The organism is uncultured Friedmanniella sp. (assembly GCF_964244285.1).
Classification (GTDB): domain Bacteria; phylum Actinomycetota; class Actinomycetes; order Propionibacteriales; family Propionibacteriaceae; genus Microlunatus.
This window is the reverse complement of sequence record NZ_CAXTHT010000003.1, coordinates 646976-660934: the sequence shown is the minus strand read 5'-3', so window position 1 is coordinate 660934 and position 13959 is coordinate 646976. Positions and strand designations below refer to the sequence as shown.

Here is a 13959-nt window from a genome sequence, read left to right as displayed (position 1 = left end):
CGGAGCACGACCAGTGGCGGACCGTCGTGCGGAGCACGACCAGTGGCGGACCCTCATGCGGAGCATCCACAAGCATGCTTAAATTCACTCGTGACAACCCGCGGCGCTACTCTCGCCCGTAAACTTTCGAGTGGGATCTATGGTCGACTGGAATTCGACTTTGCTTGTAATCGTGGCCATAACTTCGGCGAGGCGCATTTGCATTCAATTATGAATGAACTTCTCGCTGCCAATGTCGACGCTCGGACGGAGAATCTACTCCCAGGTTATGCCATCCCTGCGTTGCAGCGGAGAGAGAAGGGGCCTGGACGATTCCGCGAGGTCGATTTTGCAGTTGCCTCACGTGCGGAACCCCTGGCACTCGAGTTCTGTATCGAGGCTAAGTGGGCGAACTCAGCGTACGCGACGGCTGACTCAATATTGCTCGATGTTGCGCGCTTGGCGGTCGTCAACCGGACACACCCTGACGCGGTATGTTTGTTTGTCCTGGCCGGAGGTAAGACTGCTGTCCGTCGCCTGCTCCAGACCGGCATCCTGGCACCACATGGTTCACGTCGTAAGCCCCAGCGACTTCTGCGGTTCCCCTACGGCACTGGAGAATGTGCTTATTACTTCGCGTCGACGCGGGGGCACGAATCGGCGCTCACCCCGTCAGCGCGGGCCAAGATCTCAAACAAGTTGCCTGCCATGCCGTCTCGCGCCCGGGAGTTCCTGTACAAGGCGCCTCACGACGACCCGCCAGATTGGAGCGTGCATGTGTGGCGCGTGGGCGCCTGACGTTGGCCATCGATGCAGTGACTGATCCTGGTGCGGGGAGCTTGACCGCTTCCCGGACACCAATTCTGAGGCTGAGGATCGTCTCCAAGAGGAGTCCGCTGTGCCAGCAGCCAAGCCGCCGGAGTTCCGGCGTCGCGCTGGACGAGAGCCCGCCTTGGGTGACTGCCGTCCCGGAAGGCCCGCCCGCAGTTAATGTCAGTCGAGGGACGCCGAGCGGCAACTGAACCTACGAAGCCGGCGGCAACAAGAAGTACTACCTGGCTAGCTCGCTAGCCGGCCGGCTGCATGCTCGTGTTGGTCGATCAGGACCTGGACCTGCGCTTCGATGTGCTTCCCAAGATCCGCTGGCAGTCCGTCGACCTCGGCGTCTCGGACTACCTCAAGCGCGAGACGGCGCGCCTCGTTGGTGTGGCCTTCATGCGGGGCCACCGCGGCTAGGTCCAGCTTGGGGATGGGATCGTTCGGTGCAGCGAGAAGTGCGGTCTCGGCGGCGGCGCGGGCTCGCGCTGGTTCGTCTAGGGCGAGGAACCGCTCGACCAAGTCGTGGGCGACGTCAACGACGGCACAGAGCATCGCACTGTCGACGTTGAGGTCGACGAGCCAGGACCAGCCGCCGGGACGAAGCTGGTCGAATGGCCGGCCGGTCACTAGCGACAGGGCGGCGCAGAGGTCCTCGATGCCTTCGCGCCCGCGGCGAACAGCACGGCGGCGGAGCCGTTCGAACAGGTCGACGTCGACGAGCAGGTCGTCGACCTGGTAGACCGCGATCCCACGGGCGATCGCTCCGCGTGATCTGGTCGCCTCCGGCAGGTGACGCTCGCCGGTGCGCGGGTTGACACCGAGCCAGTCACGGACGGTCTTGATCGAGGTGCGGACGCTGGGCGGCGCGAGCCCGAAGGCTTCGGCTACCTCTTCGGGGCGTGCACCGTTCTCGCGAAGCGCCAAGTAGGCCAGCAGCTCCGTGTAGAAGGGCTTGCGCTTGGCGATGGCCCGGCCGTTGGCGCGCACTCGCACCGGTCCGAGGAGCGACAAGCGTGGGCGTTCGCAGGACTCGCCGAACCAATCCGCCAGGTCTGCATCGAGCTCGGGATCGGAGGCTCGGTTTGATACCGCCTGGTTGGCGCGAGTGCCCGTCGGTGCTCGGTGGGGCTTCTTGGTCATGGGTCCGCCGTGCTGATCTTCATCGTCGTCAGCTACCGGAGCCTCGGTCTGCTCATCCTCTTCTCCCTGTTGCGACTCGGGCGCCGTGGACTCGACAACACCGTCAGCCTGACTCAGGAGCAGCGCACACCCCTCGGCCTCGTCTTGCGTGAGGCCCACGCTGACCAGGTCGAGTTCGAGGTGAGGGACGGTCAGTCGCCCGTGATCATCGAGGTGAATCTCGTGGTGGTCTGTCGCTGCGATGCTGCCGGCGGCGATGAGGACAACCGTGGCGCTGCGCGCTGGCTGTGCCGCGGCCAGGTCGAGCAGGTTCGCCATGCCGGAGGCGTCGGCGAGTGTGCGGTCGAGGAGGAGGACCTGAGCGAGCCAGGCTTCGTCGGCCAACTGGGCCGCCCGCCCGGTGAGGGTTGTGGCGCTGACCTCCAGGGCTCGGGCGATCGTAGCCTCGGCCTCGGTGAGCAGTTCGGCGGCGGCAACCTCGGCCCTATCGAAGGTGCGGATGCGTTCGGCGTTCATCGGGGCGACCTCGGTAGCAGCGCCGATGCAGGCGACCTTAACGTCCCGCGACCACGGGTTCACGGCGAGTTCGGCGCAGACGTAGCGGAGGAGGTCGTCGCCGTAGGTGCGGTCGCCGACGACATCAATGACGCCGAGGCCCTCGAGGTTCAGCAGCCAGATGTGACCGTCATCCCCAGTGCCGATCGTCACCAACAACGGGTACGGGGCCGGTTGCTCCAAGTCGTTGCTGGCCTGAACGCCAGCGTGCCGGGCAAGCCAGGTTTGCCGATCGGTTCCCTTCTCCCACGGCTTGCTGAGGTCAGCCGGTTCGGTCAGGTGCAGCACGATGTCGTGATCGGTCAGTTCGACGCTGTCGACCTGCGGCATCGGGCGACCCAACGCGAGCTGGGTCATCGCCAACTCCCGCAGCAGCTCGTCCATCGCCCGGACCGCATCAGCGCTCACCGAGCCGGCCGCGATGATCGTCTTCTCGACAGGGCGGATCGCCGGCTCGGGCCGTGGAACGCTGCTGCCCGGGGTCCGCGTCCTCATCTGTTGCTCGCGACGTCGGCGCAGGGTCAGGTAGGCCGAGCCGGCCAGCACGGCGCCGCCGACCGCCAACCCGCTGAGGAGCCAGGGGGCATCGAGGCCCGCCGTCGGTGCCGTGACTGTGGGCTCAGGCACGTCCGATGGCGCCGAACGGTCGGCCTTCGGGGACGGGGCTGGGGTGCCCGCGGTGGCGGCGGTCGTCGCTGAGGGGGTCGGGGCAGTCGCGGACGGGTGCGGGTTCGGTCTGGCGTCGTGGCCGTCTGCGGCCTTCTGAGGATCCTGAGGAGCCGGCTGGCGGGGCGCCGGCGCCGGCTTGTGCTTGATGGCCGCAGACTCTTGGGACCGGTTCGTCAATCCTGTCGGGATACGAAGGGTCCATCCCGGAATGATCAGGTCGGGGTCGCGCAACCGGTCGCCGTCGGGTTGGCGGACATCTGTGGACGCGCGGTAGATTTCCGGCCACCGACTCGCGTCGCCGAGCTGGGTCTCCGCAACACCGGACAGAGTGTCGCCGTTATGGACATGCCGCTCGACCACCGGTCGCTTCGCGTCGGAGCCGTCGACTTCGTCGTGCGGAACACGAACCGTCCAACCTTCGACGACCAGGTCGGGATCGGTGAGGTGCCTGCCGTCAGGCTGCCGAACGTTCTCGGTAGCGTCGTAGATCTCCGGCCAGAGGTCGGGATCGTCGAGGTAGCGCTCGGCCAGCCCGGAGAGCGTGTCGCCTGGCCGCACGACATGGTCGGTCGACTTCTGTGCGGCGGGCTTTGGCTCAGTCGACGCTTGATGATGGCCGCTCTGACTCGAGGCGCCAGCATGATGCGGAGCGGCCGCGCTGGGAGGGGCAGCAACGCTTGGCATCGGGTGGGCCAGCACCAGTGGGGCGGCGAGGAAGAGCGCTGCAGCGGCGACCACGAGCTGTCTCACGGCCAGCTGCGGCAGCCGGAGTCCGGGCACGTCCGGGGTCTGGACTCCGCGTAGCTGAGCGGCGATCTCGGTCAGCAGCAGGACGGCGAGGACAACCCAGATGAGCCACCCCGCGTACGCCAGCGCCCCGAGCGCGAGGGTCCCGTCGTCGGGACTGGTGAGCATGCCGACCAGCCCGTGGAAGGTAGGCAGATGAGCAGGGATCGGGTTACCGCCGACGCCGAGCAGAACGGCGGGCATCCCGGCCAGGAGGGCGACGATCACCAGGCAGGCGGCGAGCCCGGACAGCCGTTCTCGCAGGGTCATCGTGGGGTCCCTTCGAAGGTGCGGACGATCGTCGCCGATGCCTTCCCGGTCACGGGCAGCGAGCCGATGCCGATGATCGAGAGGAACTGGGTGTCGTAGCGGTCGGTGATGGTGACTTCGACGCCGTTGGTTCCGGTGGGTGCGGCCGATCCCGTAAGGCCGTTCTCCGTCAGGTAGTCCCGCGCTGCCGCAGCTGCCGCCTCGTTGTCGACTCGCACGTCGACTCCGCGGGCGGCCGCGTCGAGCTCGACCTCCTGCCCCCCGGCACGGGCAGCCTCACCGGCGACGGCTCGAGCGCGTTGCTCGGCCACAGCCTGCCCACCGAAGTCGACGGCCACCCCGACCATGATGATCAGGGTCACGGCCACCAGTGCGGCCCAGAGGCTCACCGAACCCCGCTCCGCTCGACCTGCCGAGGTACTCATCGCGTCACCTGCCTCTTTCCCGGTACTGGTCCACAGGCGAGGCGGCCCGCGCGTCGATCGTCACCGTGCCGGGCAACCCCGGGACAGCGACATCGCTCAGGTCGACGACGCAGACAACCCGCGTCGTCACCTGTCCGGCGGTTCCGAGCGGGGCGGAGAGATTGGCCGCGTCGACGAGGACCGACCGTGACCGGCAGTCGAGCCTGCGGTCGTCGAGGGCAGCTGATGCCGCTGCTGCACCCTGCGCTTGGGCCTCGGCGGGTGATCGGGCGAGGGAGGCGGATCGGGCCGCCTCGGCCGCTGCGAGCTCGACGCTCTGATGGGCGATCGTCACTCGGCCGGCTGCCAGCACTAGGGCGGCGAAGACCATCAGGGCGGGCACGATGATCACCGCCTCGATGGTCGCCGACCCGCGTTCCGACCCGTGCCGGCGCTTGACGGTTCTCATGTCAGCCGTTCCCACGGGAAGGTCGCGGTCCGCTCAACCGGGAACGTGAGTCCAGGCAGAACGGACAGCGCGGTGCCGGTGATCGTCACCGAGACGCCGTCGGCTTGATCGTGGGTCGCCACGGCCCAGCCCTCGATCGCACCATGGGACTGGTTAAGCGCGGCTACAGCGGCCGCCTGCCCGGCACCGGGGGTGCTGCGGTTGTCGTAGGCGGAGGCGGCGCGAGCCCCGTCCTGGGCAGCAGCCCCGGCCACCGTCGTCGCATAGGAGTACAGGGCGGCCTGCAGCGCCAGGAACATGACGGCGAACAGCGCCGGCATCAGCAGCACCATCTGCATTGACGTCGACCCGCGTTCGTCAAGCAGCCGGCGTCGCCGCCGGTTGCCCCTGACGGCGCGGAGCGGGCTCATCTGATCTTGCCGGCCTGGGTGGTCACGTAGGAGGTGATCGCGGTGATGACGATCGCCGCGATCGCGATCACCGCGACCGCCCAGAGGACGTTCTCGATCGTCACTGAGCCGCGCTCGGAACGCCCTTGCGTCCTGAGCAGCTCGCGCTCTCGGGCCACGAGGTTCTCTGTCTCGCGGGCGAGTCGGACGCCGAGCAGGTGGAGGGTGATCATCAGTCGCATCGGATCTCCTACAGGGTGGTGGTGGGCGGGTTGTGGTGGTGGGCGGGGTTGTGGTGGCGGGGGGTCAGGGTCGGATGGTGGTCGTGGTCAGCCGGCGCCGGTGACGCGCAGCAGGGCCGGCGCGATGAGGATGGCGAGGAAGACGACGCCGAGCAGGCTCATCGGGATGCTGAGCTTCTCGCCAATCTCATTGGCCCGTGCCAGTTCGGCGTGCAGCATCGCCGAGCGCATTGCGGTCGAGCGGGCGCGCAGCTGCGCATAGATCTGGGCGCCCTCCTCCCCACTCAGCCGGACGACGTCGGCCAGATCGGCGAGTTCGGCCACCCCGAGTTCTGTGGAGAGGCGGCGCAGCGCTTCCCAGGGCGGCTCACCGCTCCAGTTCGAGAACGCGAGCTCTTCCCGGATGCGGCGGAAGACCCAGCTGTCGCCGACGCCGGCGGCGACCTCGAGTGCCTGCCGAGGCCCGGACCCCCCGTTGCGTTCCAGAGCGACGAGATCAACGTAGGCGCCAAGCGCTCTTGCGAACTCCGAGCGGGCCCGTCTCGCGTCGTCAGCGACGTTGTAGTTCGGGATGACGAACATCACCGCCGCCAGCAGCAGGGTGCCCCCGGCCGGCAGCAGGAACGGCGGGTGCCAGCCGAGCAGGGTCAGCAGCAACGTCAACACCGGAGGAATCACGAGACCGAGGGCGGCGAAGATGATCTTGTCGCCGTAGAAGCGGCTGACCGAGACCCGCAGCAGGGCAAGGTCCCTCGAGGGCGGTCGCCCCAGCAGACCCGTGGGCAAGCTCTTCCACGCCCACCGTCCGAGACGGTCGTTGAGAGCGTCACTGACTGCCCCGCCGTCGTCCCGTACGCGGGGCGCGGCCGGTGCCAGCCGGTCCAGTACCTCGGCCGCGTCGACGTGTGCCGGCTGCAGTCGCCAAAGTAGGCCCGCGAGGCCGGCGCCGACCAGCAGCCCGCCAAGAAGGGCGATCTGCAGCCCGGTCGCGCTCATCGCGTCGGCTGGCTTCCGGCCTCCGCGCCGATGAACCGCGGCAGCGGGACGCCGCGGGACATCCGCCGCATCCACACCAGCACAGCGACGTAGGCGCCGAGCAGCAGCGCCAACAGCAGCTGTCCGACAGCGGTGCGGTACGGGGCTACGTAGGAGCCGGTGAGTGCCAGCACCCCGAGCACGACGACGGTGATGATCGTGACCCAGCGGGCGGTGGTGCGCGGCTTGGCCCGGTCGGCCTCGATCTGCCGACGGGCGCGGACGTCGGCGGCCACCGACTCCGCGAGGCTCTCGAGCACGGTCGTCAGGCCGGGACCTCGGCGCCGGGTCCCGAGGATCAGGTTGCTGGCGATAAGGTCTCCAGTCGCGTCGTCCAGATCGTCGGCGAACGCGCGGATAGCGTCCTCGGTCGACCAGCGCGCCCGCACACGAGCCACGAGACGCCCGACCTCGGGGCGGATCGCCTCAGGGGTGGAACGGAGCGTGGCCACCAGCGACTGCTCGAGGCCAGCGCCGGCGACGAGCACACCCGACAGGGAACGAGTCCACTCCTCCATCGCCTCCAGCCGGGTGATCTTGTCCTGCGCAGGTGAGGCTGACAGGAGCGCAGGAAGACCTACAGCGGCGACCGGGACCACGACCGCGGCCAGCAGCCATCCCGACAGTAGGGCCAGCACGAGGCCGGCGGCCAGACCGGCGAGCAGCAGGAGCTTCGTCCGACGTGAGAGGGCGAAACGACGCCCTACACCGGCACGGCGCGGCCTGGGGGTCGGTGATGCGACGCGGCGGAGGCCGGCGGCGACGCCGATCATCCCCGCCACGACGAGGGAGCCGCCGATCGCCGGCATCAGCGGGGTCATGACGCAGCCTGCTCTGTCTCGCTGATGTAGCCGCTGAGGTCGAAGCCGTAGGCGGCCAGACCCCGGTACTCCACGGGGAGGCCTCCCGCTGCGACGATCGAGGTGCTGCCAGGTGGGCAGCGAAAGATCGATGAGAAGGCGTAGCCCTTCTCCCGCTCCCCCGGGCCGAGGACGGCGATCTCCGAGGTCCACCGAGTCTTTCGAAAGCCGGGCTCGGTCCTACTAGCCGGGGCCCGCTCGGTCCGAACGTCCACGTGCACGATGACGTCGAGTGACCCGGCGATCGCGCGGACTGCGTAGTCCTGCGTGACGTGCGCGCCGGCCTTCATCGCGCACGTCACCAGCTTGCCGAGGGCACCTTCGGCCGACTCGGCGTGTGTCGTCGAGAGGGAGCCGGTGCCGGACTGCATGGCCTCGATCATGGCCAAGACCTCGCGGCCGCGGACCTCGCCGACGATCTGCCGGGACAGGTTGAAGCGGTAGCTGTCGTACAGCGCGTCGTCCAGCGTGAACTCGCCGGCGCGGCGGCCGTTCGGCTGCAGCTCACCGCCGGGCCTGGCCTCCCAGGCGTGGACGATCGGGTGCCGGCTCTTCAGCTCGTGCAGGTGCAGCTCGTACTCGGTCTCGAAGGTGCCGATCGCCTCTCCCGGATCGATCTCTGCGCAGAGCGCCCGCACCATCGTGGTCTTGCCCGCCCCCTGCGGGCCGGCGACGACGATCGACCGGCGGGCCCGGACCGCCGCGGCAAGGAAGCTCGCCGCGACAGCCGACAGCGAGCCGCGGCGCACGAGATCGTCGAGGGTCACCTCCCGCAGCCGGTGACGCCGGATCACCACCGAAGGACGCGGTGTCACCCACGCGGTCGCAGCCAACCGCGCCCCGCCGTCCAGCCGTAGGTGGAGCCTCGGCTCAGACTCCGAGAACTGGCGGGCGTTGACCTCGGACCGGCTGGCCAGGAACACCAGGAACTCGATCAGCGCGGGGTCCGAGTCGGCGACGGCTGGCCCGCGTTCCAGACGCCCGTCCGCGTACTCGACCCAAACGTCGTCGCAGCCGAGGATGATCACGTTCTCCACGTCGACGTTGTCGACCAGCGGCTGGAGGCGTCCCAGCCGGAAGAGGGCATCGAAGACTGCGGCGCAAAGGCGCGCCTGCCCAGTCCGGTCGAGAACGGCGCGTCCCTCGGCTGTCGCCCGGCGGGTCTCCTCCTCCACGAGCTCCGCGATGACCCGGCGACCCAGGACCTGCTGCTCAGCACGGTCGACCTCACCGTTGTGAACCAGCCTCATCAGACGCTCCGACGCCACCGACCGCAAGGCAGCCACCTGGGACCAGTCGAGGTCATCGAATGCGGCGGCGGGACGCTCAAGCGTGACCAGTCGCATCCGTGGGTCGTCAGCGGCCGGCGAAGGCACAACGGTGACCGGCGGCGCCGACGCCTGACGGTCAGCGGCCAAGTCGACCGCAGGCTTCCCGGCAGCGGGCCGCAGCGTGAAGGTCGACCGTCGTCGCCCTCGCAGCTCCGCCGGGCCGAACATCGGCAGGCAGGACGGGTCCGCATCGATGGCCAGGGACTCCTTCGCGGTGTTTGGCGCTGTCCCCGGCACCGCGCCGGTGCTCCCCCCGGTCATGACGCCACACCTGCGTTCGTGCAGCGCGCCTGCGCAACCCGGGTGTCGATCGCCGCGACCACCGCACCGAGGTCACGCCAGAACGTCGGTCCCGCGCGCCGCGAACCGGGTTCACCACGGCTGAACATTGCCGCCCCGTCCGGGTCCCACCGCATCGTCTCGAGCACCGACGCCCCGAGCACCTTCGCTACCTCCTGTGCCCGGTACGGACGGCCCTCCCCGACGAGCAGGACGGCCACCGCGGACGGGCCCAACCCGTCGGTGCTGGCGGTCGACCACCGCTCGGCCCACTGCCGGGCGGCAGCCAGCGCGGGCAGGTCGCTGTGACACACCAACAGCAACAGGTCGGCCGCCAGCACCAGTGAGGTTGGCGAGTGCTGCATGCCGAGCCGTCCGGCGTCGACCAGCACGTCCTGGCCGTTGCGGTCGAGCGAGCGCAGCTCGTCCACGAGCCCCGGCCACAGCTCGTTCATACTCGCCGCCTGCGCGTGCGACCGTGGCCCCGGGAGCAGGACGGCGTCAGGGTCCGGCAGCGGCATCAGGACCGTCGGCAGCACCTCGGCCAGCTCGCCCGCCCGGCCGGCCAGCACCAGCTGGACCATCGCATCGTTGTGGGGGACCTGCCCGCGGAAGAAGCCAGCGAGCACTGCCGACCCACCGACCGGGTCCGCGTCGACCAGCACCACCGGACGCGGCCACCGCAGCGCCAGTCCGAGAGCGGTCGTCGTCACCCCCGGCGCGCCGGATGCGGAGGCCAACACCACGAGCGCCATCAGCGGTCCCGCGCGTCCAGCAGCAGAGCGACGTTTCCTGTCGCCGAGCGCGTCGCGATCTCGGCCGCCTGCTTGGCCAGCACCTCGACGCTGACCTCCGTCTGACCGGACGCATCGGCCTCTCGAATCACCACGGCCTTGCCGGTGAAGCTGCGGAGGGTCGACGGGTTCACGTCACCCTGCTTCCCCGGCGTCGACACGATCCGGACCTTGTCGCCGACCGTGAGCGGGCCGGCCGGCAGCTGTCCCGGCCCGAGGGCGAGACCGACCACCGACATGCCGGGAGCCGGCACCTCGGTGGGCGTCACCGCCCGGTCCGAGATCAGACTGCCCGCGGTCAACGCGACGGCGGCGTGCTGGCCGACGAGCGTGTCGAGCCGCTCGGCCGGCACAGAGGACAGCGCAGGGTCAAGGCTGACCCGGACCACCTGCAAGTCATCCCGCGTGATCACGTCGCCCTGCGGCACGTCGATACGGACGGCGACTACCTGCTGCGTCGTGGTCGAGGTGCTGTACGCCCACGCCGAGATGAGCCCGCCGACGATCACCAGCGCTACGGACACGGCGACCACCATGGGCCGGCGCCTCAGCTTGGGTGGCCGCGGCGGAACCTCCCCCGTCGGCACCTGGCTTCCACCGGGCGCGGTCTCCTCGACCGGCTTGGGGCGTCGACTGCTGTTCGTCCTGACGCGTTCGCTGGTCATGGTCACGGCCATCTCCTCAGTTCCGGACGACCTGGATCTCGCCGACGTCCAAGATCCGGGTCGCGGTGAAGGCCAGCGGGATGGTGCCACCGGCACCCGAGTTGGAGGTCCAGGTGACGGTCCAGTGGCTCGTCGCACGAACCGCGTAGCGGCCCTGCCGGCCGTAGGTGTAGCCACAGTCAGGCGACTCACGGCCCCCGTCGCCGCCGGCGAACGGCACGCCGGCCGAGCGGCAGGTAACCGCCTCGCCATCCCCCATCGACCACACGATGCGGTCCACTTTCGCGGTCGCCGTGACGCTCGTGCCGCCGACCGACGCACTGCGGACCATCGGACCAAAGGTGTGCGCGTCTCGGTCCGCGACCCACATCCAGGCCGGCAGGCCAACGATGCCGACCCGGCCGTCCGCATCCTCCGGTGCCATGCCGATCCTGATCGCCCGCAGCTGCATCAGTCGAACGACCGTCCGGGCGACGACGGCGGGGTCGGGCGGTGCTGCTGGCGCAGTGGGCGCAGTCTTGGACCAGAACCGCACCGAGACGGTCACCTGCCCGGCCACTCGGACACACTCGTAGACCGCGCCGTCAGTGTGACCCTCCCACAGCGGCGAGGACTTCGCCGGCGGCGGCTTCATCGGACGGATGTAGCACTGCCGATCGTTCGACCAGTACCCATGGCTCGTGCGGCACGGTACCGATTCGAGTTTCTGCGTAGAGACGTTGCGGTCGTGACAGACCGGCTGACCTTGAGCAGCCCCACCGTGGTCAGCCACAGGTTCCGTCGGCGGTGGGTTCTGCTTCTCACTATCGCCACCGGGGTCAGTCGCGACAACGACGCAGGTCCCTGTTCCTGGATCGTAGATTTCGCCCGCTCCGCAGGTCACCGGATCCGCGTGCGCCGGTGTGGTTGTCAGCGCAATCGCGGCGCACAGTGTCGCGACGAGGCCGACACCCATCCGGGCGCACCTCAGCATGTCTCGGTCACCCTGTCCTGGGTGACATACCACTTCGAGGAGCTGGTGTCTTGGTCGACGGTCAGCACATCGCGGACTCGGTCGGGTCGGCTCTTCGACACGACGGACTTGCCGTTGCGGTCGACAATGTCGACGTTGGAGACGTCGAGGCACATCGTGACGACCCACTGCTGATCGCTCGAGCCGGCCTTCGCGCTGGTCAGGCTGGGTTTGGTGACCCCTGTCTGACGGTGGCCAACGCTCCGATCGTTGAGAAGGATTCGGCGCCAGTTGTCCGCCGCGTTGGCGCGAGCGACCGTCGAGAGCTGGTCGAGATTCGCCTTCGGGTTGCCGCGCAGCTTGTCGAGCATTGCGACGTAGCCCCGTGATCGGGCGACTGCGGCGGCTTCCGCCGCGGGAGTGGTCGGGGTGGCACTCGGACTAGCGCTGCCCGACTGGCTCGGAGAAGGCGGCGTGGGCGCTGGCGGCTCGGACTTCGTGCAGCCAGCGGCGAGCAGCCCAAGCGCGAGCACGACAGCGCCGAGGTGTGGCCGGCAATGCAGAGCCACCTCTCGCCTCCTCTGCCCAAGGGTGAACGGGGCTATTCACTCCCCCGGTCAAGCCCGCACAAGTCGACTCCTGGACAGTTCGGCGCAAGCCCAACTGCCATGTGGTGCGCAATCCTTGCCGCTCCCGGCGCCGCGGAGTCCAGCACGCTTCTGCGTCACTCAGGGCGGGAGGGCTTGACGGCCACCTTTCTCTTAGCCGGGCCCCGGCGGATGGCAACACGCCGCAATGCCTTCAACTTTCCTGGGTGTCAGACGCTCGCGCACGACCTGTTCGAACGCGACCGGCCTTCGGCGAACTGACCCGGACGCGGGTGGCCGAAGCGCATCGGCTGGCCTCGAAGATCGGCTACACCACTACCAGGGGCTTGACCGGGCGACGGTCCGGCCCTCGACGGTCAATGACCAGACCCCGCGTTGACTGTTGGTGGCCAGCCCCATCCCTTTGAGATAGGTCCTAGCCCACGCAAGACGGTACTCAATCTCGGTTGAAGGGCCGTCCTTGTGCAGAACCGCCTGCTGAGCACCTGTATAGGCACCCTGCTGCAGCACGTGCTCGACGATCTCCTCGATCGCCCCTGACCCTCCGAGCTCTCGCATCGCCACCAGGGTCGGCCACAGCAAGTGCTGGTAATGCGGAACGCTCGGTAACGCCAATCACGGAAACCTAGCGTGTCGATAGTGAGGAGGCCTACGAACGCTTCCGCTGGATGGTGACAAGCGTCGACGATCCGGGCCGCGCCGAGCGGCCATCGACTCGACGCCCGGTTGGAGGTAGCTCGGTTCTTACTGACCTTCGTCTATGGGCCTGCGGCCAACGTCGTGCTGCCGCTACACTTCGCTGACACTGAGGGGGACCCATGACGGACCTGAGAATCTTTCGGCCTTTCCGAGCAGCGGTTACGGCACTTCTCGGCGCGGTGCTACTTGGCCTATTGGTCATCGCGCCGGCGCAGGCAGCAGGGTCCTACGGGGTGGATGACTACCCGTCCAAGGCTGCCGCCGACTGCTCCAAGCAGTTCGGCCTCTACTCATGGTGTGTCGACGCGAACGGCGACAAAATCTTCCAGTCGTCGGAGCAGAACTCGTCTCGCGGCTTCGGCTACAGGAACTGCACAGACTTCGTGGCCTGGCGGCTGGGACTCACCTGGTCCGGCGTCTACTCGGGGTCACCAGCTGATGGCAACGCTCGAGCGTGGCGGCAAGGAGCCATCGACCGCAAGATCGCTCACGGGTCTAAGCCGGTCGTCGGCGCGGTGGCCTGGTGGGGAACCAGCCGCGGAGGTGGATACGGCCACGTAGCAGTAGTGACCGGAGTCAACCCCGATGGCTCTGCCACCATCGAGCAGTACAACTCTGGTGGCGACGGCAAGTACTCAACGCAGGCCAACGTCAGAGCTGAGGACTACCTCTACTTCACTGTTTCCCCGCCAGCCGAAGGCACCCCTACTAGCGGTTCGACGCGGCAGGGAGGTTACGAGACTGCTCTTCAGGCGAACACCGGCAGTCTGTGGACCATCGGCAACGGCGGCGGCTCCGACCGGACCGGCGCTCGGAACCTGGGTGTTATGACCGGCACCTCGCCGGCTGTGGCCAGATTGGCAGGTGGCGGCTACGAGGTTGCGTTCCAGGCCAACACCGGCAGCCTGTGGGTCACTGGGTCGGCGGGAACCTCTGACCTTGGTCTGGGCATGATGAGGGGCACCAGCCCCGCCATCACCGCCCTGGCCGGCGGCGGCTACGAGGTCGCGCTCC

The 13959-nt window shown here is 68.6% G+C and carries 14 protein-coding genes; 1 reads left to right on the top strand and 13 read right to left on the bottom strand.

The features are described from left to right. Positions 1–1038 precede the first annotated feature (1038 nt). The 13 genes from ACFE7W_RS11240 to ACFE7W_RS11180 all read right to left on the bottom strand — a co-directional run bounded on the left by ACFE7W_RS11240 (position 1039) and on the right by ACFE7W_RS11180 (position 12828). On the bottom strand, positions 1039–4218 hold the full coding sequence (locus tag ACFE7W_RS11240; RefSeq protein ID WP_375424848.1) for a LysM peptidoglycan-binding domain-containing protein: 3180 nt from the start codon (positions 4216–4218) through the stop codon (positions 1039–1041). Then, positions 4215–4643, bottom strand: coding sequence for a pilus assembly protein TadG-related protein (locus ACFE7W_RS11235; protein WP_375424847.1), 429 nt, complete (start codon positions 4641–4643; stop codon positions 4215–4217). Before ACFE7W_RS11235 ends, ACFE7W_RS11240 begins: the two co-directional genes overlap by 4 nt. A 4-nt stretch (positions 4644–4647) precedes the next feature. Next, positions 4648–5091, bottom strand: a complete 444-nt coding sequence (locus ACFE7W_RS11230) for a TadE family protein (RefSeq protein WP_375424846.1) — start codon at positions 5089–5091, stop codon at positions 4648–4650. Next, positions 5088–5429 carry a TadE/TadG family type IV pilus assembly protein gene (locus ACFE7W_RS11225; RefSeq protein ID WP_375424845.1) on the bottom strand — a complete coding sequence of 114 codons (342 nt, stop codon included), beginning with the start codon at positions 5427–5429 and terminating at the stop codon, positions 5088–5090. Before ACFE7W_RS11225 ends, ACFE7W_RS11230 begins: the two co-directional genes overlap by 4 nt. Positions 5430–5497: 68 nt before the next feature. Further along, the gene (locus ACFE7W_RS11220) at positions 5498–5722 is read right to left on the bottom strand and encodes a hypothetical protein (protein ID WP_375424844.1); all 225 of its coding nucleotides are present in this window, start codon (positions 5720–5722) and stop codon (positions 5498–5500) included. 87 nt (positions 5723–5809) lie between these two features. Further along, positions 5810–6718, bottom strand: coding sequence for a type II secretion system F family protein (locus ACFE7W_RS11215; protein ID WP_375424843.1), 909 nt, complete (start codon positions 6716–6718; stop codon positions 5810–5812). Further along, a complete protein-coding gene (locus ACFE7W_RS11210; RefSeq protein ID WP_375424842.1) occupies positions 6715–7578 on the bottom strand; it encodes a type II secretion system F family protein in 864 nt (287 codons plus the stop codon). The genes ACFE7W_RS11215 and ACFE7W_RS11210 overlap by 4 nt, the downstream gene beginning before the upstream one ends. Then, complete coding sequence (locus ACFE7W_RS11205) at positions 7575–8867, bottom strand: CpaF family protein (protein ID WP_375424841.1); 1293 nt, start codon at positions 8865–8867, stop codon at positions 7575–7577. Before ACFE7W_RS11205 ends, ACFE7W_RS11210 begins: the two co-directional genes overlap by 4 nt. Positions 8868–9205: 338 nt before the next feature. Next, positions 9206–9982, bottom strand: coding sequence for a hypothetical protein (locus ACFE7W_RS11200; protein WP_375424840.1), 777 nt, complete (start codon positions 9980–9982; stop codon positions 9206–9208). Then, entirely contained in the window at positions 9982–10557 is a 576-nt protein-coding gene (locus ACFE7W_RS11195) for an SAF domain-containing protein (RefSeq protein ID WP_375424839.1), read from the bottom strand. Before ACFE7W_RS11195 ends, ACFE7W_RS11200 begins: the two co-directional genes overlap by 1 nt. Positions 10558–10702: 145 nt before the next feature. Then, complete coding sequence (locus ACFE7W_RS11190) at positions 10703–11641, bottom strand: hypothetical protein (RefSeq protein WP_375424838.1); 939 nt, start codon at positions 11639–11641, stop codon at positions 10703–10705. Between the two features lie 11 nt (positions 11642–11652). Further along, a complete protein-coding gene (locus tag ACFE7W_RS11185) occupies positions 11653–12009 on the bottom strand; it encodes a hypothetical protein (RefSeq protein WP_375424837.1) in 357 nt (118 codons plus the stop codon). Positions 12010–12561: 552 nt separating this feature from the next. Further along, complete coding sequence (locus tag ACFE7W_RS11180) at positions 12562–12828, bottom strand: winged helix-turn-helix domain-containing protein (protein WP_375424877.1); 267 nt, start codon at positions 12826–12828, stop codon at positions 12562–12564. A 350-nt stretch (positions 12829–13178) separates the two neighbouring features. Between ACFE7W_RS11180 and ACFE7W_RS11175 the strand changes: the two genes are divergently transcribed. Next, positions 13179–13959: CHAP domain-containing protein (locus tag ACFE7W_RS11175; RefSeq protein WP_375424836.1), on the top strand; the 781-nt coding region annotated here is incomplete at its 3' end.

What these genes read in the sequence shown, in the direction of transcription:
- ACFE7W_RS11240 (WP_375424848.1), bottom strand. Translation starts at nt 4,218, where the DNA reads ATGACCCTGCGAGAACGGCTGTCCGGGCTCGCCGCCTGCCTGGTGATC.
- ACFE7W_RS11235 (WP_375424847.1), bottom strand. Translation starts at nt 4,643, where the DNA reads ATGAGTACCTCGGCAGGTCGAGCGGAGCGGGGTTCGGTGAGCCTCTGG.
- ACFE7W_RS11230 (WP_375424846.1), bottom strand. Translation starts at nt 5,091, where the DNA reads ATGAGAACCGTCAAGCGCCGGCACGGGTCGGAACGCGGGTCGGCGACC.
- ACFE7W_RS11225 (WP_375424845.1), bottom strand. Translation starts at nt 5,429, where the DNA reads ATGCAGATGGTGCTGCTGATGCCGGCGCTGTTCGCCGTCATGTTCCTG.
- ACFE7W_RS11220 (WP_375424844.1), bottom strand. Translation starts at nt 5,722, where the DNA reads ATGCGACTGATGATCACCCTCCACCTGCTCGGCGTCCGACTCGCCCGC.
- ACFE7W_RS11215 (WP_375424843.1), bottom strand. Translation starts at nt 6,718, where the DNA reads ATGAGCGCGACCGGGCTGCAGATCGCCCTTCTTGGCGGGCTGCTGGTC.
- ACFE7W_RS11210 (WP_375424842.1), bottom strand. Translation starts at nt 7,578, where the DNA reads ATGACCCCGCTGATGCCGGCGATCGGCGGCTCCCTCGTCGTGGCGGGG.
- ACFE7W_RS11205 (WP_375424841.1), bottom strand. Translation starts at nt 8,867, where the DNA reads ATGAGGCTGGTTCACAACGGTGAGGTCGACCGTGCTGAGCAGCAGGTC.
- ACFE7W_RS11200 (WP_375424840.1), bottom strand. Translation starts at nt 9,982, where the DNA reads ATGGCGCTCGTGGTGTTGGCCTCCGCATCCGGCGCGCCGGGGGTGACG.
- ACFE7W_RS11195 (WP_375424839.1), bottom strand. Translation starts at nt 10,557, where the DNA reads ATGGTGGTCGCCGTGTCCGTAGCGCTGGTGATCGTCGGCGGGCTCATC.
- ACFE7W_RS11190 (WP_375424838.1), bottom strand. Translation starts at nt 11,641, where the DNA reads ATGGGTGTCGGCCTCGTCGCGACACTGTGCGCCGCGATTGCGCTGACA.
- ACFE7W_RS11185 (WP_375424837.1), bottom strand. Translation starts at nt 12,009, where the DNA reads ATGCTCGACAAGCTGCGCGGCAACCCGAAGGCGAATCTCGACCAGCTC.